A 20,632-nucleotide genomic window follows, 5' to 3' on the forward strand; every position below is an offset into this window, starting at 1 on the left:
ACAACGTCAACAGCAAGTCAAACAACATCCATTGTCGACACGATTTGAATTACTCAAGAAACAAAATCAACCTACTGTTTTATAACGATTTAATTGAATACCAACTAAATTCCTTATTGGAATTTCGACCATTCCACACTTTCCTCAAATTGTTGCTTATACTCCTGAAGATCAAATTTTAGTAACGGATACCAAACAATCCTGCAGAAACGATGCAGTAAAGTGAGTGAAGGACCCTATTTGATTCTCTTTTACATCGCTCATTTTTCAACAAGGTACTGGAAATGCTCCATTCACACTCAAAAGACTGTTTGATCATTGATAATTTCCCTCTCGTGAGAGAAGCCATTGCTCGTATCGTATCAAGTCTCGACACGGTTAATTTGATCCACCAGATCTCTGATACGCAGGTCGCACTCGATCTTGTTAAAGCAGGAAGTATTGATCTCATCGTCCTCGACGTTAACCTTGCCGAAGCCGACGGATTTGAATTTATGCGACGTGCATTTGCTGCGGGTTATAAAGGACGGTCTATTTTTATTTCGAGTTATGGGTACCCCATCTATTCTGAGACCGCGTACAAGCTCGGCGCGAACGGATACCTAAGTAAATCGGAAGAACCTGCGTTAATTCGTGATGCCATTAGCGGTGTCATTCGTGGATACAATTTGTTCAAGACCGACTACAAGGTTAGTAACCGAAAGATCGTACTTTCACAACGTGAAACCGTCGTATTTAATTACCTTAAAAAAGGGTATACCAACAAACAAATTTCAGAATTTTTATCACTGAGCGCAAAAACTATTAGTACTTATAAGTCTAGAATTCTCGACAAATATGAAGCAAAGTCGATCGTCGAACTGGTCAATTCACATGATGTTGTACAAACAGACATTCGCCTAGCAAGTTAGTCTCCCTCACGGCCACAGTCTATGGTCATTTAAGAGCATTAGCCTCACTAAAATATAGAAAGCGAGTCACTTTGAATTAAAATCAGAAGTGACTCGCGACGCATTCAGTACCTGCTTAATAATCTGATTCAGCCGAAGGTGCAAAGGGTTTTGCCGGTTACCTTGCTTCATACAAGCCACAACAGGGATGTAAGCCTGTAAATAATCTGGAAAAGAAATAAAGCGAAACTCATTGGAGTGAGCCAAATTTTGAGACAAAATTGCTGAGTAGTCGTTTTGTTTCAAAAGATGATAGGTTGCCGTTAGATTATCCAGCTTGACACGATAATCTAGCGTTAGTCCATTTTGAGCCATCGACTTGATCAACCTATGATGAACGTCGTTCCAGCCTCTCAATTCAAAATGCACGCATGGATTCTTAAAGACATCTTCCCACGTCTGTATCACGCTTTGACGACCGACAACCGCGCCAATTTCAACGTGGAGTACGTTAGATTGATAAATCGTTTTAGGGCACTCCTCGTTAAACAGTTGCACGCCTATATGAATATTGCCATCAATAATATCCTGGTACGTTGTTCCTCGCCACGTGATTAGTTCGATCATTGCTTTGGGAAACGCTAAACGAATAGCCTGGTAAAGCGGCGCTCCAAACTGTTCAAGAGAGACGTTGTAAAGCGCGATTTTAATCGGTTGCACATGGTTATTTTCATCAAAATCTTCACCATGAGCTAGGGCTTGCTCAACCGATTTAAGACCTTTTTCAATGCCAGGAATGATCCTTTCCAAATAATGAGTCGGTTCGAAACCATCAGCAGTTCGAACAAACAGTGGGTCCTTAAGTTGTTCTCTCAACTTTGACAGATGTTTACTTACTGCGCTTTCTGTTTTTCCAAGACGAGCAGCTACCGCCGTCAGGCTTCGATGCTGATAGATCATCAGCAAGACTTTTAATAGGTTAAAATCGTACTCTCTATGCATTACGCATGCCTTCTCGTGTTAAATACGCTATTCGTATTTATGTTCTTTCGCTAAATAGAGCGAAGCGTCTGCACGTTTTAAAACACTGTCTAGTGATTCATGCTCCCGAAGAACGGTGCTGCCAAAGCTAACTTCAAGTGTGAGCGATTCCGCCCCGAATGGCTTTGATGCCACTTCATCTGCGAATTTTTTAGCCACTTTCTCCGCGGCCAGTAACGTACAACCCGGTAAAATTGCGATGAACTCATCGCCGCCACTGCGAATCAAATAGTCGCTTTCTCGAAAGCATCGTCGCATCGAATTTGCAATATGAATGATAGCCTCGTCTCCAACATGGTGACCATAGTTATCATTGACAGCCTTTACTTTGTCACCATCGATGGCAATAACGGCGATACCTTGTTTTTCCATTGCATATTTTATCGCGCTGTCTTTTAAAATGGTTCGATTATAGAGCCCTGTGAGTTCATCTTTGCGGATAGCAACCTCGGCGATTTTCAATTTTTCTCGCTTCACTTTGAGTTCATCTAATCGGTTCATTACATAAGTAAGCAATGTAATCAGCCCGATGAACAACCAACCATAGTCGACCACTATCTTGCTATAAGGTATTCGATAAGTAATCACAAAGTTATCGTCTGCTAAGTAATCGATAGAGTAAGCATGGTCAGTATAGGGGTAACGCATATCCTCTAGAATAATCTGTCTGCCCCGCCCTGCTTCTGAGTCAATAAACTCTTTATTCTCTAAAAACGGGAACTTTCTTAGGTACACATCAACATTAATGTCACCTAATATTTCTTTTTCAAAGTAAACCGGGCTTGATATGGTCATGATTGGCTGATCGGTAACATTATCGCGATATATATTCGATATGATCAGCCTGTTTTTCAGATCGTCTTCATTGGCATACTTTGCGCAGGCCATTGATTCATTGCACATTTTATCTAAACTAACTGGCCTAATACCATTAGCAAGCTCAAATGACTGTGTAGCCATAATTTTATCACTCTCATAGGAGCGATAGTAGAACAATACCTCTTCTGCCATTGTTACTTCTGGCATATTCAGAAGTAGACGATTGGCCGTCATACTCACAATACGTTCATTAATGGTAAAGCCATTTTTATTGTCGGCCGCGTAGATTTTTCCAGACTTAAGATACGGACCATACTGTTCCGAGGTATGCGTCGCTTTTATCTCAGCTTCAAATAACACTCCAAGTAAATAAAGCGTTGATTTATAGTCTGTTATTGATTTTGTGAATAGATGAAACTGCGCTACCTCATTTTCTACCAACTTATCAACGGCTTTAACGAGTACCATCGCATAGAGGCCAAATGACAATAATGTAGCCTTGCATACAATAATTGCATATTTTTTTGTTTGAGTTCGCATAGACGTTAGATACTTAACTGAATAAATGAGCAAATGAGCCTTACTGGCCAAATGCATTTAACGGAGTATTATCTCGATTTCAGTGACGTCAAACAACACTATTCGTTCTAAAAATACTATTCGTTTCAAAAATACTATTCGCTTAAAAAACACTAATAGTTCTAAAAACGAGCAAATCAGGAAGAATTGACAAATTTGAAGGGAACGGCTCTGTAAACCGAAAGTCACCTAGCCATTTGTGACTGTTTTATAATCGTTGAATCTATGTTCTGACGTTGTTTTGTATGGTCTACAGAGCCTGATTACATTTATACACTTATTAATAAATTAATAAACTGCAGAAACTTACAGGTTGACATTTGTAGTTTTATAAAAATACAAGCTGGCCAATCTGTCAGTGATAATCAAACGCTCCCAGCGATAACCTCTTAAGGCGAACTAACCTAAGAGGACATCCCATGGAACCCATCATTCACATTTGTACTTATGGCGAACTTACCGCGCAGCAAAAGCTTGAAATGCACCAACTACGCTATCAAGTGTTTGTTGAGCGATTACGTTGGTCCATCAGTACTCAAAATCAATTGGATATTGATGAATATGACCGACTAGATTCTAAGTATATCCTTATTGAATATGAAGGAAGAGTCGCTGCTTGCTGGCGACTCCTTCACACCAATCAGCCCTACATGCTTAACAATACCTTCCCAGAATTACTGCAAGGCGAGGTGTTTAATGATGAATCTATTGTCGAGCTGACTAGGTTTGCTGTGGATAGAGAGATAGCAAAACGTGCGAGCCATATTAACTTCACATCTCTACTCTTTTATCTAGTGGTTCAATATGCCATTGAGCAGGGTTACACCGAATATGTCACATTAACGTCAACCGGGATTGAACGAATTATGAGGCTAATTGGCATTCCAAGTACCCGATTAGGTGACGGAAAGGTACATCTACTCGACACGACACGCAGCGTTGCACTGCGTGTGCCAATTAATGATGATTTACGACATTGGTTTACCAACACTACGATAAACCAACATCGGTTCGATCGAGCCAGTTAACAAGGCTTTCGATACGGCTTGGGTGCGAGAGAAAGCATTAAGCTTTTCACTCGCATTCTGGATATGAAAATTAACCGTTCGTTCTGAACAGCCAAGAATTTGCGCGACTTCCCATGAACTTTTCCCCTCAGCAACCCACGCCAAACAAATTTGTTCGCGTAACGTTAAGCTTGATTCCACGTGGCCTAGTTGCTGCTTGCAGACGACTTGTCTGACATCATTAATGTAGTCAGCAACTAGCGTACCGACATACGTTGCCAACAACGTTGATTCATTTGACAGTAATGTCGCATTTTTCCTATTTGAAAAACTGAGTAATCCTAAACATCCAAAGTTCGCACGTAGCGGTATAGTGATGCCATCCCCTAGCCCAAAATCTGACGCTAACTTCGCGACATTCTTGCTATCTTCTACGCCATTGTTAATGATATCTTGCCATTGAATAGGGGCCATACTATTGCGGCAATGCAGTACTACTTGATCGAAGTACATCACCTCATTACTTTCGTAAAACTCACGCCAACTCATAGGTTGATTCGTTAGTACGACATTTTCAGCACGCATTAATGTGATCGGGACAGAAACGGCAAACAAAAAATGTTCAAAATCGAGTACATCTGTCACAGCAAGAAGCTTGTCATTCAGTTTTTCTAAACTAAATTCTTCACAAGACTGAATATCACGTTTTAAGATTTCATTGATTTTATTGACGGATTGCACTGACGGTCTTAGCTCTTATTGAGTATCTAGAAGATAGGCACTTAGTTGCCCAACGATAGCGTGCCTCACAGAAAAAAACAAACGTTCACTGTTCAAATGCGGCTTTTAAAAACGACACACACTCTTTAATTCGTTTCGGTTGATATCTATCTCGGTGGTATATTAAAGATAATGGCACCGGTTTGATGCCCCACAGTCCAAAGACAGGAACCAACATCTTTGCTGCTAGTTCAGGCTCACAGTACATCGCTGGCACTCTAATAATACCAAGTCCGGCTTTGGCACTGTTAACCAGCACTCTTCCATTCTTGCATGTCAAATCACCATTTATTGTCGTTTCAACGGTTTCATTGCTCGTGGCATGAATAAACTGCCATTTGGTCACTGAACCTGTAAGACAATTATGATCTTTCAAATCTTTAGGGTGCTCGATTGGCGCCGCGCGTTGTAAGTAAATTGGACTTGCCAGTGTCAACATTTCGATATCAATTAAATGCCGTGCTATGTAATTCGCGTCAGGTAATGCCCCCATTCGAATAGCTAGGTCAAACTCATCTTCCAGTAAATCGACACGGTGACTCGAAAAATCGAGATCAATTGATACATCAGGATGGCGTTGTGAGAACTTTGCAAGAAAATTAGCGACTAACTCTTCGCCGATATACCCACCAACACAGTTAATATTAATTTTTCCTTTCACCGTATCGTTATCGTCTACGGCCGCATGTACGGCTTGATCAATAGTATTCAGCGCTGTATCGCAGCTAGTGAGCAAAGCCTTACCTGCTTGCGTCAATTTCATCGTACGGGTGGTACGTATCATTAGGCTGACGCCCATTTCCTTCTCAAGCGCCTGGATTTGGCGGGACACGTGAGATCTTGAGACATTTAACGCTTCTGCTGCTTTGGTAAAATTACCAAGATTAGCGACTAACACAAACGCCCGAACATCAAGTAAGTTAATGGTAGAATGAAGCATGAAAGAATTCTCCAAAATAGTCTCACTTGATTCTGTCTAATGCCATCAACATTGCAATACAAATTTGGCTTAAAACTTCATTCATATCTTGAAATGCTCAATAATCATACATGAGTGATCTACGTTGTGGTTTTGTAGCGCAACAACAACACCGCATTAACACCCAAACAACAGGCAATACACAGCCTAAAAACCTACCATTTTCATTAACATTAATTTATTGTCTTAGATCATCGGATTGTTATGTAACGGTCGTGCCACATAGTAATTCCCTGTACATTTCCTGACACATTTAGAAATACATTGTTGCGGATTTTAACGGAATGAAAGGACGATTATGTTAGAACTACTGATTGGCTTAATAGTGACAATAGCGGTAGGCTATTTCATTGTTAAAGGCCACAAGCCTGCGGGCGTGTTATTGACGGCCGGTATCTTACTGCTTTTGCTTACCGGTATATTAGGCCACACCGTGTTGCCTTCGAAAATTACATCAACCGGTAATATGGTCACAGACTCACTTGAATACGTGAAGTATATGCTGCAGTACCGCGGCGGTGGTCTCGGTATGCAAATTATGTTGTTATGCGGATTTGCGTCTTACATGACACATATCGGCGCAAACAACGTGGTGGTAAAACAGTTCTCTAAACCTCTTTCGTTCATTAAGTCGCCGTATGTGTTGCTCGTTGCGGCTTATATTGTGGCATGTCTTATGTCTTTGGCGGTCAGTTCAGCAACTGGGCTTGGCGTATTATTGATGGCAACTTTATTCCCAATGATGACAGCCATGGGCATCTCACGCCCTGCAGCCGTTGCAGTCTGTGCTTCGCCTGCCGCGATTATCTTATCCCCAACCTCTGGTGATGTCGTCATTGCTGCAGAAAAATCTGGGCTTGCACTGGATGTGTTCGCGGTTCAAACGGTACTACCGGTCTCCATTTGCGCGATAATTGTGATGGCTGCCGCCGCTTTCTTCTGGAATAAATATCTCGATAAAAAAGAAAATACACCAATGGAGCGTGTTGATGTCTCTGAAATGAAAGTCGATGCCCCCGCCTTTTATTGCATCCTTCCGTTTTTGCCGATTGTGGGTGTCTTCCTATTCAACGGTCGTACAATCCCAGGCCTTTCATTAGACATCTACACTATTGTCGTGGGTTCAATATTCATTGGCGCCGTCATTAACTTTTGTACTCAGAAGTTTAACGGCAAAAAGACACTAGAAGATTTGGAATCTTGTTACCAAGGCATGGCAGATGCGTTTAAAGGCGTTGTGATGTTATTAGTAGCGGCGGGAGTGTTCGCTCAAGGCTTAATGTCTATTGGTGCCATAGATAACCTACTTCACCTAGCTGACTCCGCTGGTGCGGGCGGTGTTGCACTTATGTTGATCCTAACCGGCCTCACCGTTGCCGCCGCTATCGCAACGGGTTCGGGTAACGCCCCGTTTTATGCCTTTGTTGAACTAGCGCCTTCTTTGGCAGCTAAGATGGGACTCAATCCTGCTTTCTTAATTATACCTATGCTGCAGGCTTCTAACTTGGGCCGTACTATCTCGCCTGTTTCTGGTGTCATCGTTGCAACATCGGGGATGGGGAACATCTCGCCATTTGAAGTGGTGAAACGTACATCAGTGCCTGTACTCGCAGGTTTGGTTACCGTCATCATCGGCACCATGATTCTTGTCCCTATGTCAGCCTAATCGTACTAGATAATCTGGCATCACCAATAATAAAAGGGAAGCGATTAGCTTCCCTTTATACGTTATTTAAAAGGCCTCACCGACCGATAGGTAAAATGTGTTTTCTTCCGGGCCTTTGGCAAAATCAAGCCTGATATTCATTTTCTTTTGTTCCACGGGTTGCCATCTAAAACCCAACCCTTTTGTTACAATCGTATTTTGACTCAAAATATCTTGCTCTGCTTCCGAGGTTTTCCCCAGTCCAACAAATGCAACGAGACCAAAGCGTGGTTTAAATGTCCATCGCCCCTCAAATTGACCTTGGATGATGTTGTCATTCCGATAGCGGCCATGGTTAAAGCCTCTCATCTTCAGCGTGGGTTTTTCATAAAATGGGACATCTCCGCCACTAGACTCCATCGTCACTTTTGATGCAATGACCACGTTTTCCCATACACTCGTGTAGTTACTGGCTGCTAATTTGCCGATGGCATAATCACCATCCCCTCCCCATTGCTCACCATAATCCATATAACTAAACTGAGCGAACCATCCATCAGTTGGATAATAGTTGTCATCGCGGGTATCAAAGTGAAGTACCGCCCCCAACCCACCTGATTTAACGTCTTCAGGTTGGGGCCAAAAACTGTTGAACGTATTAAAACTGATTTCCGTCTGCATATAATTGTATTGCGGACCGAGATACCAACTAGAATCGCCAAGCTTAAACAATGCACGCAACATGACGGCAGTCATCGTCATACCGTAATCAAGGGGATCATCAGAAAACGTCGGATCATTGCCATCGCCATAGTATTTGAGATTTAAATTACCGTGGAACAATCCTCCCGTATACCGAATTGTGTCGTCGTTTAACGCGCCATCATGAAACGCACCGACTAACCAGCTTTCTGTAGAGGTATACATTCCCATAATGCCCGATGTGTCATTGTGAGCGACAGAATCAGGGTCCTTGGCATGCATATAAAGGCCGAGAAGCTGTACTCCTGTTCCTAATGTTGGATTCGACATAGGGATCGGCAGCGCAATAAAACCTTCCTTTTCGCCGCTTGTTTGCCGCGTGTTCTCTACTTTATCTTTTTTATCATCAACATGATCTTTATATTCCGCTGACCAAGAAAACGGGGATACTCCGAGCAACAACGCCGACATACTCATACGTTTTAGTTTTGAAGCCATTAATTACATCCATGTCATATATTCTCTCATTGTTATACAGAATATTAGTGAGCCAAAAAAGGGATTTTTCATCGCTTACTTTTGTCCTAACTCTTTACCATATTTACTCTCAAGCGCTGATAATCAAGAAAGCGATGAACTTAAACGAATAATTTCCTTATCAATTGAACCACAACTTCCATTTCTCGTACTAAAATTCAATGACAAAACAAACACCAAACGAAAAGGAAGACAAATGAATTATAAGCTCATTGGATTGGCGCTTGCGACAACACTTACCGCTCCCCTATCACTGGCAGGAGAGCACATTATTTACGAAGTAGACGGGCAACCCTATGAAGGGTATTGGGCAAAGATTAATAACACGGCGCCTATGGTTCTGCTAGTCCATGATTGGGACGGACTCACTGAATACGAAGAGAATCGAGCGGAAATGCTCAATGCTATGGGTTATAACGTATTTGCCGTTGATCTTTTTGGCCAAGATGTCAGGCCAACCAAAGTGGAAGATAAAAAACAACACACTGGCGAACTCTATAAAGATAGAGCGAAACTGCAAGCGCTTATGAATGCTGGGCTGTCTGAAGCAGGCAAGCTAGGCGGCAACCTCGATAATACCGTAGTGATGGGATATTGCTTCGGAGGGGCAGCCGTCCTTGAGTCAGCTCGAGCGGGTATGAACGCGAGAGGCTTTGTGACGTTCCACGGTGGCCTACAGACACCGAAAGGACAAAACTACACACAAACCACCGCACCTATTATGGTGCTTCATGGTACCGCTGATGCGGCGATTCCTATGTCTCAGTTTGCTGAGTTAGCGGTAGAGCTTGAACAAAACAACGTCTCTCATGAAATGATCACATACAGCGGTGCACCTCATGCATTTACTGTATTTGGATCCAAAAATTACCGAGAAGATGCCGACAAGAAATCTTGGACTGCATTCTCTGAGTTTTTAGTGGCTAAAACCGGCAAATAACGTGTCAATAAACATCCCAGGCCATCATAGCGCACTGATATAGAAATAAAAAAAGGCCAGATTCTTAAGAATCTGGCCTTTATCTTTCTTAGTTAAACGTGACTATGCTGGATTTTTTGCTTTAAACAAAATCGCATACATGACGGGAATAAAGACTAACGTCAACACAGTAGCGAAGCCTAAACCAAACATGACCGTTATAGACATATTCACGAAGAACACATCACCAAGTAACGGAATCATACCTAGGATCGTCGTACATGCCGCCAACATTACTGGTCTCATACGCGAAATTGACGAATCAATAATGGCATCGTACACCGGTTTTTCTTCTGCCTGCATATCGATCTCTTCAAGCAAGACGATCGCATTTTTTATCAACAGGCCTATCAAACTCAACGCACCAAGCAGCGCCATAAAGTCAAAGGCTCCATCAAGTAATAGCAAACCAGCGGTGATACCAATAATCGCTAAGGGAACCGTGATCCAAATAATCAATGGTTGTTTCACCTTACCAAACAGCAAGACAACAACAATGATCATCATAATAAACGATACTGGGATTGCGCTAAACAACGCCCCTTGGGCCTCAGCGGAATCTTCATATTCACCACCCCAGTCCATTGTATAACCTGGTGGTAATTCTATCGCTTCGATTTGAGGCTTTAGGCGATCAAACATTGGTGCAGCCAGTTCACCGGTCGGGTTAGCGGATGCAATAATAGTCGTTAGTCGATCACGACCACGGATCATTGCATCTTCCCAAACGGTTTCAAATGCTACGACCACTTGAGCAATTGGGACCGTACGGTCTAGGACTGGACTGTACACTTGCGCATCCATTAATTGAGCCACGTTTTGGCGCTCACTGGCATCAGTGCGGAAGTAGATAGGTAACAACCTAACACCGTCACGATAAATGCCAACCTGTGATCCTTCACTTGATGCACGTAAAGAAGCGGTAAGCTCAGTACGAGTAATCCCTAATTGACGCGCCACCTGCTCGTTGAAAATAGGCTTGATCAACTTAACAGGCTGTCTCCAGTCATTTCGGACTTCTTTAGCCTCAGGATCAGCGAGCATGATCGCTTCGGCTTGAGAAGAAAGATCTCGAAGCACCGCGGGATCGGGGCCGGCAAATCGAGCTTCAATTTTTGAATCTCGTCCCGGACCAATTCGTAGACTTTTTATCTTAGGCTCAATGCTATCGATGTTTTCTTTCATAAACTTATCGATATCAGCTTGCAATCCTGCAATCAATTCTCGATTTTCAGTTCGAACGATAACTTGACCATAAGCATTCGTAGAGTCTTGCGGCGTATAAACCAAAGAGAAACGTGAGGCACCACCACCAATAAACGTTGCAGTCCACTCAACACCTTCTTGCTCTCGAATAAAGTCCGCGACCTTTAGGGTGTCATCCCTAGTTTGGCGAATATCGGTCCCTTCTACTTCCCATACATCAACGAAGAACATCGGTGTATTTGCGTTAGGGAAAAATGCACTTTTTACGAAGCCGAAGCCCCATACAGAGGCAACAAACATCGCCAAAATAATGCTAATAGTAAGTGCACGCTGCTTAAGAGCAAACTGAAGAACACTCTTATAGATAACAAACCCAGCACCCGCATATGGGTCTTTTTCTTCTTCACCTTCTTTGCGTTCCTCCTTTTTAAGAAGTAACGCACACAAAAGAGGTGTCGTTGAAACGGCCGTCACCCAGCTTAAAGACAGTGAGATCAAAATAACGTAGAACAGCGAGCGGGTAAATTCACCGGTGTTGCTTTGAGACATACCAATCGCAGCAAACGCCAGAATACCAACGGCGGTACCACCGAGTAACGCCCAACCATTCGCACCAACCACTTCACCAGCGGCCTTAATCGCAGGAACCCCCCGCTTAATACGAATCATCATGCCCTCAGCCACCACGATCGCATTATCCACCAGCATCCCGAGTGCAATAATCAATGCTCCCAGCGAGATCCTTTGCAGTTCGATTCCATACAGGTGCATTATCGCCAAAGTACCAGCTACGGTTATCACGAGAACCGCACCGATAATGAGGCCGACTCTAAGTCCCATAAACGCGAGTAGTACGACAACAACGATAATCAATGCTTCAACAGTGTTAGTGACAAAACCAGCAACTGATGCATCAACTTCTTGCGGTTGATTGTAAATAATATCGAGATTCATACCCAGAGGAATTTGGTTCTCTAAGCTTTGAATCTTGTCATTAATCAACCCACCGACTTCCACCACGTTCTTTCCGGCAAGCATTGAAATACCGACCGTCAGCGATGGTTTACCATTGAAATAGATGAGCTTAGACGGCTCTTCTTTGTATTCGCGCGTAACCTCGGCAATATCACCCAAACGAATCAGTTTCTTGTCGTCGCTCGATATCAATAAATCTTCAATTTCGCTGACATGTTTAAAGCTGCCTGTTGGCTCAATTCGAATGAATTCTGGACCAACACGGAAACGACCTGAGTCCGATACCAAATTTTGTGAACGAAGCAGATTTTCAATGGTACCCATATCAATGCCAAGTTTCGCCATTTTGGCACGTGACATCTGAACATAAACGGCTTCTTTCTGATCGCCATCAATAGAAACTTTTCGTACTCCAGGCACTAATACAAGTTGTTTTTTGAGGTTATCAGCGACATCTTTGAGCTCGCGATAGGTATAACCTTCGCCGTTTAGGGCTAAGAAACCACCATAAACGTCCGCAAAGTCATCGATAATCTGCGGTTCGCCGGCACCTGGGGGCAACTTGTGCTTGTTGTCTGCAATCTTACGTCTAAGTTCATCGTAAATACCCGGCATTTCCGCCGACGTATACTCATCTTTGAACTCAATAGTAATATCAGACAACCCTTCACGAGTAACCGAACGCTTGATTCGCTTTACCTGTCCCAGTAAACGAACAGCGTCTTCAATGTGGTAGGTGACTTCGTCATACACTTCTTGCGGCGATGCACCTGGATAAGTCGTGATGATCTTGGCTTCTTTGATAGTAAACGCTGGATCTTCCAGTTTACCCATTTCAAAATAAGCCATGACACCACCAACGGTCATGAGTAAGACCAACAGCCAGCTGTTAACCTTATTTTTTACTGAATACTCACCTAAATTCATAAAACATCTCTTCTCGCTGAGTCACAGTTATTGAGCTTGATCGATTTCTGGCATCAGGCTCACTTCCATTCCTTCGTTTAGGAATGGTACGCCTACCGTCACAATTCGCTCGCCCATCTCTAAGCCTGATAGCACAGTAATACGCTCGCCGGCCATTGTAGACACTTCGATTGCCTTGGGTGATACCGTATTGTCATCACCAACAACCCAAACGGTCGGGTTATGTGAGTTATCACTGACCACTGCGGTAGTCGGCACTTGAACTGCACCTTTAGTCTGGTTTAGGTTCGAGAAATCAGCAGTAACATAACCTGTCATACCCGGAAGTATATTTTGGTCTTTGGGCGCTTCTAACGTGACGGTTACTTCAAATGTTTGAGTATCAGAATCTGCTTTAGATGACACTTCTGTGATGACCACTGGATAAGGCTTTTCGCGAGCGACATCGAAATAGGCAAATACAGGGATCTCTACGGGTTCTGCCGCTTGCTCATCACGAATTTGCCTAACTAGTTTCTCTGGTACCGCAAATTTAAGCTCGAGGGTATTCAGATTCTGAAAAGAAAAGACCACTTGCTTAGCTTCAACGTTTTCAAAGTTCTGGATACTACGCTGCGCAACAAAACCGTCAAAAGGGGCAACAAGTTTGGTGTAGCTAAGTTGCGTTCTTGCATTGTCGTAACTGGCTTGTGCTCTTGTAAGGTCAGCTCGAATTTGCTCGAAATCTTTCTTTGAAATAAAGCTATCTTTGATTAGCTCTTGAGCACGCTTGTAGTCCGCTTGAAGCCTCTGGAGCGTTGCTCGGGCATCTCGCACCGCTAGTTTAAAGCGTGTGTCGTCAAGCGTTGCTAAAACCGTCCCTTTCTTAACGTCATCCCCTTCTTTGGCAGGTAGGCTATCAACTTTTCCAGCCACTCTAAACGCCATTTCTGCGCGATCAGACGCTAGAACACGTGCTGGGAACTCACGAATCATACTTTGATTATCTAAACCAATTACCATCGTTTTTACCGGACGTATAACTGGAGCTTCTTCGGTCTTCTCCGGCTCTGGGCTACACCCAGTTAATGCAACGCCCATTAGCGCCGCCAAAGTAAGAACTCGTAAATGAGTTTTCATAACAACCACCCAACATAAAAATTTATAAAAGTCATGCCAAACATAGGCTAACAAAATCAATGACTACTTAATGCTACAAGTTACATCAAGAACAGCAAAAAGCAACATGTCCGCCACAATAAATCAACCTTTTCAACTTATGTAGACCGTGCCATGCGTGCTTTATACGTACAAACCTTCTATAAGACTCATAATCCATCATAAGTTCATTATTATTCGGATTATTTTAGAACAAATTGAAACGGCAAATAAGTATCCCATACTAATAATTACGGTCAATAAATCAGAAGAAATCCATGAGCAGACAAATATTGAAATGGGGGGTTATTTTACTTGTCGGATTAACATTTGGATTGTATTTTGCGATCAACTTCGAAACACCTTTCAATATCAATCAAGACACGCAACACTCTTTTTCTAAACAACCCTCGGCTCATGAATCCATGATAATCCCCCCTATCAAGTCAGTCGTACTCACGAAAGAAGGCAGAAATGAAGCAAAGTTGGGACTACAACTTTTCCTTGACCCCAACCTATCTTCCAACAAAAAAGTGAGTTGCGAATCTTGTCACCACATTTTTGACAACGGAGCAGAAGATGTTCGAGTGTCTAATGGCGTCAAAGGCTTAGGAAGCAGGAATTCTCCTACAGTCTTCAACATTGCCAACAATACTCGTTTTTTTTGGGATGGCAGAGCATCCAACTTAGAAGCTCAAATGGATGGCCCAATTCATAATCCCCTAGAAATGAATACCAACTGGAAAAGCATCATTAATTATGTCCAAAGTAACTCCACCTATACCGACCAATTCGATGATATTTTTAATGGTGAAATCAGCGAAAAAACCATAAAAGCCGCGCTCGTCGTTTTTATGACATCTCTCAATACGCCTAATGCGCCTTTTGATCGCTATTTGAATGGCGATAAGCATGCACTTGATCCTGCTGCGATGTCCGGATGGGCGAAATTCCAGGCCTTGGGATGTGTGGTATGTCACCAAGGAACCAATGTCGGCGGCAATCTGTTCCAGCGATTTGGGCATTTAGACAGCTCAACGTTAATGAAAGAGCAAGACCTCGGGCGCTACAACGTAACGGGGCTTGAACACGACAAGATCGTCTTTCGCGTGGCTAGCCTTCGAAATGTTGCCGACACACCGCCCTACTTTCATGATGGTAGAGCGGAAACACTAGAGGAAGCCATCGTAACCATGGCTAAATTGCAACTTGGAAGAGAGCTCGGTCCAGCAACGATTATTGAACTCAGTGCATTCCTACGTTCTCTCTCTGCTCCTCCACCGCCAGCATTAGAGGAGCTGATGCAATGAATAAGAAATTTTTCAACCAGCGTCGTATTGAAAACCTTTATATGGTTAGCATTGCCGCCGTGGCCTACTGGCTTATCATCAGCATCGCACAGAGTCATACGAGTGAGTCCTACCAAAAAGTCTATCTAACGCTCACTCAAAACATGACACGTAACTTGGAAACCATCTACACCTTCGAGTACGGTGACACGAGTACGCTTGATCAGTTTTCAAACGAATTGGTTAAAATCGAAACTCAGTCCGAAGCACTCTACAACAATGTCCTGCTTAATTATGACGCCTATCATGTTTACCTGAATCCAATACCTTTAGATGCAGTGGCACTCGCAAATAAAGTGAGAATTGAAGCCCAGGCTTTCTCTCAGCGCCTAGAACGATTGCTCAGCGCAAAAGTTTCTAAAGTTTATTCGTTAAAAACATTACGAACATTGAAAGACGCGGTGTTGTTGAACGTTACTGACGACGGTACTCGTTTAGCACTATTCAACTATCTCGATGGGCGACACACATTATCTGTACTCCCAGCACAACTCCAAGCCAATCCAGACTTCTCGGCACTGGTTGAGTACCGCAATCTATTTGAGCGAGTTACTGCAACAATCAATGACGAAAAGGGTAAGTTACTCAATAGTGATGTCCACACAACACTCAACGAAATGAATGATTACTGGTTACATCGTTCTTCATCCGCGCAGCAACAAATCACCTTCGGATCTGTTTTGTTGTTTATGTTGCTAGCTGGGTATTTTTACTGGCGACAGTGGGTGCAGCAGTATAGAGAAGCAAAGCTCAATAGAGAGCTGTTACTAAAAGAAAAAGAGCGTTCACATCTTGCCATGGTAGTCGAACACGCCAGTGATGCGATTATCATCACCGATAGTGAAGGCAATACTTCCTGGGTCAATGCAGCATTTGAATCCATATCAGGTTATCAAATGGCAGAAGTGATAGGAAAGAAACCAGGTTCAGTGCTACAGGGTAAGGAGACCTCAACCGCCGAGGTCGAACGCATTTCGGCAGAACTAAAACGTGGCAATATCGTGAAGTCCGAACTGGTCAACTATAACAAAAAGGGTCAGCCATATTGGGTTGACATCGTAATCACCCCTATCCTAGATGCACAAAATAAAATAGCCCAATTTATTGCCGTTGAGCGCGATACTACCGAGAGAAAGTTACTGGCAAAAGATCTCGAAAAAGCAGTCGAAACAGCAGACGCATCTAATCAAGCAAAATCCACGTTCCTCGCAACCATGAGTCACGAACTGCGCACGCCTCTCAATGGTATCCTTGGAATGGCTCAGATTCTTGAATCGTCGGTCACTGAATACCAACATAAACAACAGCTTCAAATCCTTTTAGAGTCAGGGAACCACTTACTATCTCTACTCAACGATATCCTTGATATATCAAAAATTGAGGAGGGTAAGTTTGATCTGGAGGAGATCGAGTTTTCAATTGAGGATATCTGTGCGCCTATTTTTAGTACTTACTCTTCACTATGCAAAGAGAAAGGGATTGAATTCAATCTAATCAACCAACTAGAACCCGGACAATCTTATCGTGGTGACAAATCTCGAATCCGCCAGATTATTTTTAATTTACTGGGAAATTCGGTCAAGTTTACTCCGAAAGGGAGTGTCCTCATTACATTCAGCAACAGCGCGTCTACCGACTCAGAGACTGAAACACTCATCATTAAGGTCCAAGATACGGGCGTTGGTATTCACAAAGAACGTTTAAATTCCATTTTTGATCCCTTCATCCAAGCGGAATCTTCGACCACACGACAGTTTGGTGGCACTGGCCTTGGGCTGACCATTGTAAAACAACTGGCTAACCTAATGGGGGGGGACGTTGTTGTAGACAGCGTGATAGGCAGTGGGAGCACATTTACCGTGACTTTACAGTTAACCCCTATTGCATCTAAAGAGGTGGAGCAAAAAACAGCCGTTTCATTGGACGACCAAGCCATCGCTCGCTCACTTAACATTTTGTTAGTTGAAGACAATAAAGTGAATGCGATCGTCGCGAAAACATTTTGTACTAAACAAGGCCACAACGTTGAAGTGGCCCAAAACGGCGAATTAGCGGTAACCTGCGTCAAAAATAACACCTATGACTTAATCATCATGGACAACCACATGCCTATTATGGATGGTATAGAAGCAACAAGAATCATTAGGCAGGAACTTAAATGCAATACGTTAATTTTTGGTTGTACTGCCGATGTCTTTAAAGAAGCCCACGATAATTTTGTTGCCGCCGGTGCCAATCTTATTTTGACCAAGCCTCTACAAAAAGAGAGCTTTATCGACGCGCTCCAGCGATTTCGTCACCAACTCATGTCACCGCCGACCGAACAAGCAAGCCCTAATATTCTGCAGCTAATTCGACACGATATGACCAAAATGAAAAGCCTTAGTGCCACGGAAGCTGAGATTCAGCTATCCAATCCAGATAGCTCTGAAAAAAGCATTGATATCAACGGTATTCAATGCTTTAAACAGACAGCCGAAGAATCACTCGACTCACTTGTTCAGGCTTATCCAACGGGGGATACCGCTGCCGTAAAAAATATACTTATGACGCTTCACAGTGACATTGCCGAGCTAAATTTACAGTTAATCGAGAGGAAAATCCTTGCTTTACTCTCGTTATACGACCGCGAACAGCCAGTAAGCATCACTGATATGCAGTCTCTTATCAATCTTGTCGAGGTGAACATACATCAAGCGATACGATTGTTGGATGAAGAGACCCATAGGCCGCCGTTACCCCAGGTAAAGGACAAACATAGCCTTCAATAAAAGTACTTACAAGTCTTACATCAAATCACATTTTTCCGGCTATCAATATTAGTTAAGGTATTCTATTCTTTGAGGAACCTACCTAACAGCGGTTACCATTTTGGATTTTTACGGCTTAAAAGCGATGGTGTTTGACTTAGATAATACCCTCGTGTCTTCTGATATCGATTTCGCGGGGTTACGACAAGAAATTGGTTGTCCACAAAACAAAGATCTATTACTGCACATAGCACAGCAGAAATGTGTCAAAGAACAACAGCGTATGCACGACATTGTACTTTCTTATGAGATGTACGATGCACAATCCAGTTTATTAATGCCGGGTACTAAAGAGACCCTTGAATGGCTTAAACACCAAAATTGGCGGGTTGGCATTGTCACTAGGAACTGTCGACAAGCGGCTAAGTTAAAATTACGGGCTCACGGTTTAATCATTGACGACGTCTTGACTCGAGAAGATTTCCCAGCAAAACCGGCACCGGATGCGCTTATTTATCTTATGGAAAAGTGGCAATTAACTTGCCGCCAAATACTTTATGTTGGTGATCACTTTTACGATATAGAAACCGCTAAGAATGCTGGCAGCTTAAGTTGTTTCATCAGTAATAGCGACAAAATGACGACAGAAAATTTAGGGCATGAAAGTGACTTTGCTTTTTCATCACTGATTGAGTTGCAACGCTCGTTACAAGCATCATTTACAGAAAACCATCAACATCGATAATGCAGGTGTCTTGAAACCTATCTTGAAAGACGGGGAAATGGACAATGGTTATTCCTAACATGAACCAACACGTCAGTGTTTTACTCCGCTTTGCGTATGAATCATCAAGCTTATTTGTATTTATACATGGCTTTGTCAGCCCTCTCCAACAAATCTTTGTGGGTAAGATCTTCCAACGGTGAACACGAGACGATACCTACGCAGTAACCAAGTTCATACACACGAGATTGAGAAGCATTAAATTTAGCGATTTCCTCATCGAACCTCGTCATCGGATAACGTGCATCAATACCAGTTGTACCCGACATCAACACAACAAACTCATCCCCGCCAATTCTTGCAATCACATCCGAATCTCTAAAGTTATCTATCAGTAGTCGAGCAAACGAAATAAGTGCATCATCGCCAACCGAGTGCCCTAGCGAATCATTAATTCTTTTGAAATCATTCAGATCGAAATAAGCCAAACAATATGGTTCCATAGAAAAACGACACTTACTGATGGCTTTATCCGCCAACGCATTAAACCCCCTACGATTGGAGATTTGTGTTAGTTCGTCAATCGTTGAGTTTAAATTAGCAACGAGTTCATTCTCAGCCAACTTTGCCAGATCAATCAAATCATGGACATCTTGGTCAGAGAAGTGTCTCGGTTCTCGTCCGATAATACAAAGTGTACCAATCTTTATACCCTCAGGAAGCTTGAGAGGCACACCCGCGTAAAAGCGAATGTTCGGCTCACCATCAACCAAAGGGTTATCACAAAAGCGTTCATCAGCCATTGCATCTGGAATAATAAAGGGCTCATCACCAAGAATGGCATGACCACAGAATGAAATGTCTCTACCCGTTTCGTTAGCCTCTAAGCCAACGCAAGACTTGAACCACTGCCGATCTTCATCAACCAAGCTAACCAACGCAATATCCACGTTAAACATGCGCTTAGCTAATCGAGTCACTCGGTCGAAACGCTCCTCATTCGGCGTATCTAAAATTTTTAGTTTGCGAAGTACTTTGACTCGATAATCGTCATTCGCAGGTATCGGAGCTGGTTGCATAGCGGTAATAATCTATTAAATAATTGTAAATATAAAATTAGTAGATCTTGCTATTTATGCCACACCCAACTGCAATTTTAAGTTCGTCAGCCTTATTCAACCAGTACAGTGACTAAATGTCAGGCTACACCCGTCCACATTTTCTCAAACAACTGCACTTGCCTATATACTAATAACTTGAAGTAGCATTGATTTCGTGAATTTAATTGACCTCGTTCATCTTTGATTCAGAAACGCTACGTTAGTATGACTGTCTACTAACGATTTACAGTCTACTAACGATTTACACCAGAGGTCATTATGAAGAATTTGCTCGTTACCATCAGCGCACTGATCATTGGGTTTTTCGCTATGATATTTAGCCTACTCATGGCCATTCCATTGGCGATTGTTACTTTTATTACCGGCAATCGTATAAAAAAACAGATGGAACAACAGTTGAAAACGCAACCATACTACCAAGAACCGTCGTCAGGAAAGACCATTGAAGGCGAATATGAAAATGTCTCAACTAAGTAGCCGTTGAC

The 20,632-nt window shown here is 42.8% G+C and carries 16 protein-coding genes; 8 read left to right on the plus strand and 8 right to left on the minus strand.

Features of this window, described 5'->3' with window-relative positions; translation table 11 throughout:
* Nucleotides 1-284 precede the first annotated feature (284 nt).
* Complete coding sequence (locus AB4405_RS18730; protein ID WP_102467927.1) at nucleotides 285-911, plus strand: response regulator transcription factor; 627 nt, start codon at nucleotides 285-287, stop codon at nucleotides 909-911.
* A gap of 66 nt (nucleotides 912-977) precedes the next feature.
* Here the strand turns inward: AB4405_RS18730 and AB4405_RS18735 are convergent, their stop codons facing one another.
* The gene (locus AB4405_RS18735) at nucleotides 978-1,892 is read right to left on the minus strand and encodes a LysR family transcriptional regulator (RefSeq protein ID WP_372062330.1); all 915 of its coding nucleotides are present in this window, start codon (nucleotides 1,890-1,892) and stop codon (nucleotides 978-980) included.
* Nucleotides 1,893-1,919: 27 nt separating this feature from the next.
* Nucleotides 1,920-3,239: a diguanylate cyclase gene (locus AB4405_RS18740; protein WP_372062331.1), complete on the minus strand. Its 1,320-nt coding sequence runs from the start codon at nucleotides 3,237-3,239 to the stop codon at nucleotides 1,920-1,922.
* A 509-nt stretch (nucleotides 3,240-3,748) separates the two neighbouring features.
* Between AB4405_RS18740 and AB4405_RS18745 the strand changes: the two genes are divergently transcribed.
* Nucleotides 3,749-4,357 carry an acyl-homoserine-lactone synthase gene (locus tag AB4405_RS18745; protein ID WP_372062333.1) on the plus strand — a complete coding sequence of 203 codons (609 nt, stop codon included), beginning with the start codon at nucleotides 3,749-3,751 and terminating at the stop codon, nucleotides 4,355-4,357.
* Here AB4405_RS18745 and AB4405_RS18750 read toward each other — a convergent pair.
* Together AB4405_RS18750 and AB4405_RS18755 are read right to left on the minus strand one after the other, a co-directional pair.
* The gene (locus AB4405_RS18750; RefSeq protein ID WP_372062335.1) at nucleotides 4,298-5,077 is read right to left on the minus strand and encodes a helix-turn-helix transcriptional regulator; all 780 of its coding nucleotides are present in this window, start codon (nucleotides 5,075-5,077) and stop codon (nucleotides 4,298-4,300) included. The genes AB4405_RS18745 and AB4405_RS18750 overlap by 60 nt on opposite strands.
* Nucleotides 5,078-5,162: 85 nt before the next feature.
* A complete protein-coding gene (locus AB4405_RS18755) occupies nucleotides 5,163-6,056 on the minus strand; it encodes a LysR family transcriptional regulator (protein ID WP_372062337.1) in 894 nt (297 codons plus the stop codon).
* Nucleotides 6,057-6,393: 337 nt separating this feature from the next.
* Here AB4405_RS18755 and dcuC point away from each other — a divergent pair, with 337 nt between their 5' ends.
* The gene (gene dcuC / locus AB4405_RS18760) at nucleotides 6,394-7,761 is read left to right on the plus strand and encodes an anaerobic C4-dicarboxylate transporter DcuC (RefSeq protein WP_372062339.1); all 1,368 of its coding nucleotides are present in this window, start codon (nucleotides 6,394-6,396) and stop codon (nucleotides 7,759-7,761) included.
* Between the two features lie 66 nt (nucleotides 7,762-7,827).
* Here dcuC and AB4405_RS18765 read toward each other — a convergent pair whose 3' ends face one another.
* A complete protein-coding gene (locus AB4405_RS18765; protein WP_372062341.1) occupies nucleotides 7,828-8,940 on the minus strand; it encodes a BamA/TamA family outer membrane protein in 1,113 nt (370 codons plus the stop codon).
* Between the two features lie 235 nt (nucleotides 8,941-9,175).
* Between AB4405_RS18765 and AB4405_RS18770 the strand changes: the two genes are divergently transcribed.
* Nucleotides 9,176-9,919, plus strand: coding sequence for a dienelactone hydrolase family protein (locus AB4405_RS18770; RefSeq protein WP_372062342.1), 744 nt, complete (start codon nucleotides 9,176-9,178; stop codon nucleotides 9,917-9,919).
* 102 nt (nucleotides 9,920-10,021) lie between these two features.
* On the opposite strand, the gene AB4405_RS18775 is transcribed toward AB4405_RS18770, so the two are convergent.
* On the minus strand, nucleotides 10,022-13,066 hold the full coding sequence (locus tag AB4405_RS18775) for an efflux RND transporter permease subunit (protein ID WP_372062344.1): 3,045 nt from the start codon (nucleotides 13,064-13,066) through the stop codon (nucleotides 10,022-10,024).
* A 27-nt stretch (nucleotides 13,067-13,093) separates the two neighbouring features.
* A complete protein-coding gene (locus tag AB4405_RS18780; RefSeq protein WP_372062346.1) occupies nucleotides 13,094-14,185 on the minus strand; it encodes an efflux RND transporter periplasmic adaptor subunit in 1,092 nt (363 codons plus the stop codon).
* A gap of 296 nt (nucleotides 14,186-14,481) precedes the next feature.
* Here AB4405_RS18780 and AB4405_RS18785 point away from each other — a divergent pair, with 296 nt between their 5' ends.
* From AB4405_RS18785 to AB4405_RS18795, 3 genes are all read left to right on the plus strand, one after another.
* A complete protein-coding gene (locus AB4405_RS18785; protein ID WP_372062347.1) occupies nucleotides 14,482-15,513 on the plus strand; it encodes a cytochrome-c peroxidase in 1,032 nt (343 codons plus the stop codon).
* Nucleotides 15,510-18,323 carry an ATP-binding protein gene (locus AB4405_RS18790; protein WP_372062348.1) on the plus strand — a complete coding sequence of 938 codons (2,814 nt, stop codon included), beginning with the start codon at nucleotides 15,510-15,512 and terminating at the stop codon, nucleotides 18,321-18,323. Before AB4405_RS18785 ends, AB4405_RS18790 begins: the two co-directional genes overlap by 4 nt.
* A gap of 100 nt (nucleotides 18,324-18,423) precedes the next feature.
* Nucleotides 18,424-19,047 carry an HAD family hydrolase gene (locus AB4405_RS18795; protein ID WP_372062350.1) on the plus strand — a complete coding sequence of 208 codons (624 nt, stop codon included), beginning with the start codon at nucleotides 18,424-18,426 and terminating at the stop codon, nucleotides 19,045-19,047.
* Between the two features lie 110 nt (nucleotides 19,048-19,157).
* Here AB4405_RS18795 and AB4405_RS18800 read toward each other — a convergent pair whose 3' ends face one another.
* A complete protein-coding gene (locus AB4405_RS18800; RefSeq protein ID WP_372062352.1) occupies nucleotides 19,158-20,105 on the minus strand; it encodes a sensor domain-containing diguanylate cyclase in 948 nt (315 codons plus the stop codon).
* Between the two features lie 300 nt (nucleotides 20,106-20,405).
* Between AB4405_RS18800 and AB4405_RS18805 the strand changes: the two genes are divergently transcribed.
* Nucleotides 20,406-20,624 (plus strand): hypothetical protein, encoded by a 219-nt coding sequence (locus tag AB4405_RS18805; RefSeq protein WP_372062354.1) that lies wholly within the window; start codon nucleotides 20,406-20,408, stop codon nucleotides 20,622-20,624.
* The last annotated feature ends 8 nt before the right edge of the window (nucleotides 20,625-20,632 follow it).

Origin of the sequence: Vibrio sp. 10N.261.51.F12, assembly GCF_041471725.1 — a bacterium.
GTDB lineage: Bacteria > Pseudomonadota > Gammaproteobacteria > Enterobacterales > Vibrionaceae > Vibrio.

What these genes read in the sequence shown, in the direction of transcription:
- AB4405_RS18790 (WP_372062348.1), top strand. Translation starts at nt 15,510, where the DNA reads ATGAATAAGAAATTTTTCAACCAGCGTCGTATTGAAAACCTTTATATG.
- AB4405_RS18800 (WP_372062352.1), bottom strand. Translation starts at nt 20,105, where the DNA reads ATGCAACCAGCTCCGATACCTGCGAATGACGATTATCGAGTCAAAGTA.
- dcuC (WP_372062339.1), top strand. Translation starts at nt 6,394, where the DNA reads ATGTTAGAACTACTGATTGGCTTAATAGTGACAATAGCGGTAGGCTAT.
- AB4405_RS18735 (WP_372062330.1), bottom strand. Translation starts at nt 1,892, where the DNA reads ATGCATAGAGAGTACGATTTTAACCTATTAAAAGTCTTGCTGATGATC.
- AB4405_RS18805 (WP_372062354.1), top strand. Translation starts at nt 20,406, where the DNA reads ATGAAGAATTTGCTCGTTACCATCAGCGCACTGATCATTGGGTTTTTC.
- AB4405_RS18730 (WP_102467927.1), top strand. Translation starts at nt 285, where the DNA reads ATGCTCCATTCACACTCAAAAGACTGTTTGATCATTGATAATTTCCCT.
- AB4405_RS18765 (WP_372062341.1), bottom strand. Translation starts at nt 8,940, where the DNA reads ATGGCTTCAAAACTAAAACGTATGAGTATGTCGGCGTTGTTGCTCGGA.
- AB4405_RS18745 (WP_372062333.1), top strand. Translation starts at nt 3,749, where the DNA reads ATGGAACCCATCATTCACATTTGTACTTATGGCGAACTTACCGCGCAG.
- AB4405_RS18785 (WP_372062347.1), top strand. Translation starts at nt 14,482, where the DNA reads ATGAGCAGACAAATATTGAAATGGGGGGTTATTTTACTTGTCGGATTA.
- AB4405_RS18770 (WP_372062342.1), top strand. Translation starts at nt 9,176, where the DNA reads ATGAATTATAAGCTCATTGGATTGGCGCTTGCGACAACACTTACCGCT.
- AB4405_RS18780 (WP_372062346.1), bottom strand. Translation starts at nt 14,185, where the DNA reads ATGAAAACTCATTTACGAGTTCTTACTTTGGCGGCGCTAATGGGCGTT.
- AB4405_RS18775 (WP_372062344.1), bottom strand. Translation starts at nt 13,066, where the DNA reads ATGAATTTAGGTGAGTATTCAGTAAAAAATAAGGTTAACAGCTGGCTG.
- AB4405_RS18755 (WP_372062337.1), bottom strand. Translation starts at nt 6,056, where the DNA reads ATGCTTCATTCTACCATTAACTTACTTGATGTTCGGGCGTTTGTGTTA.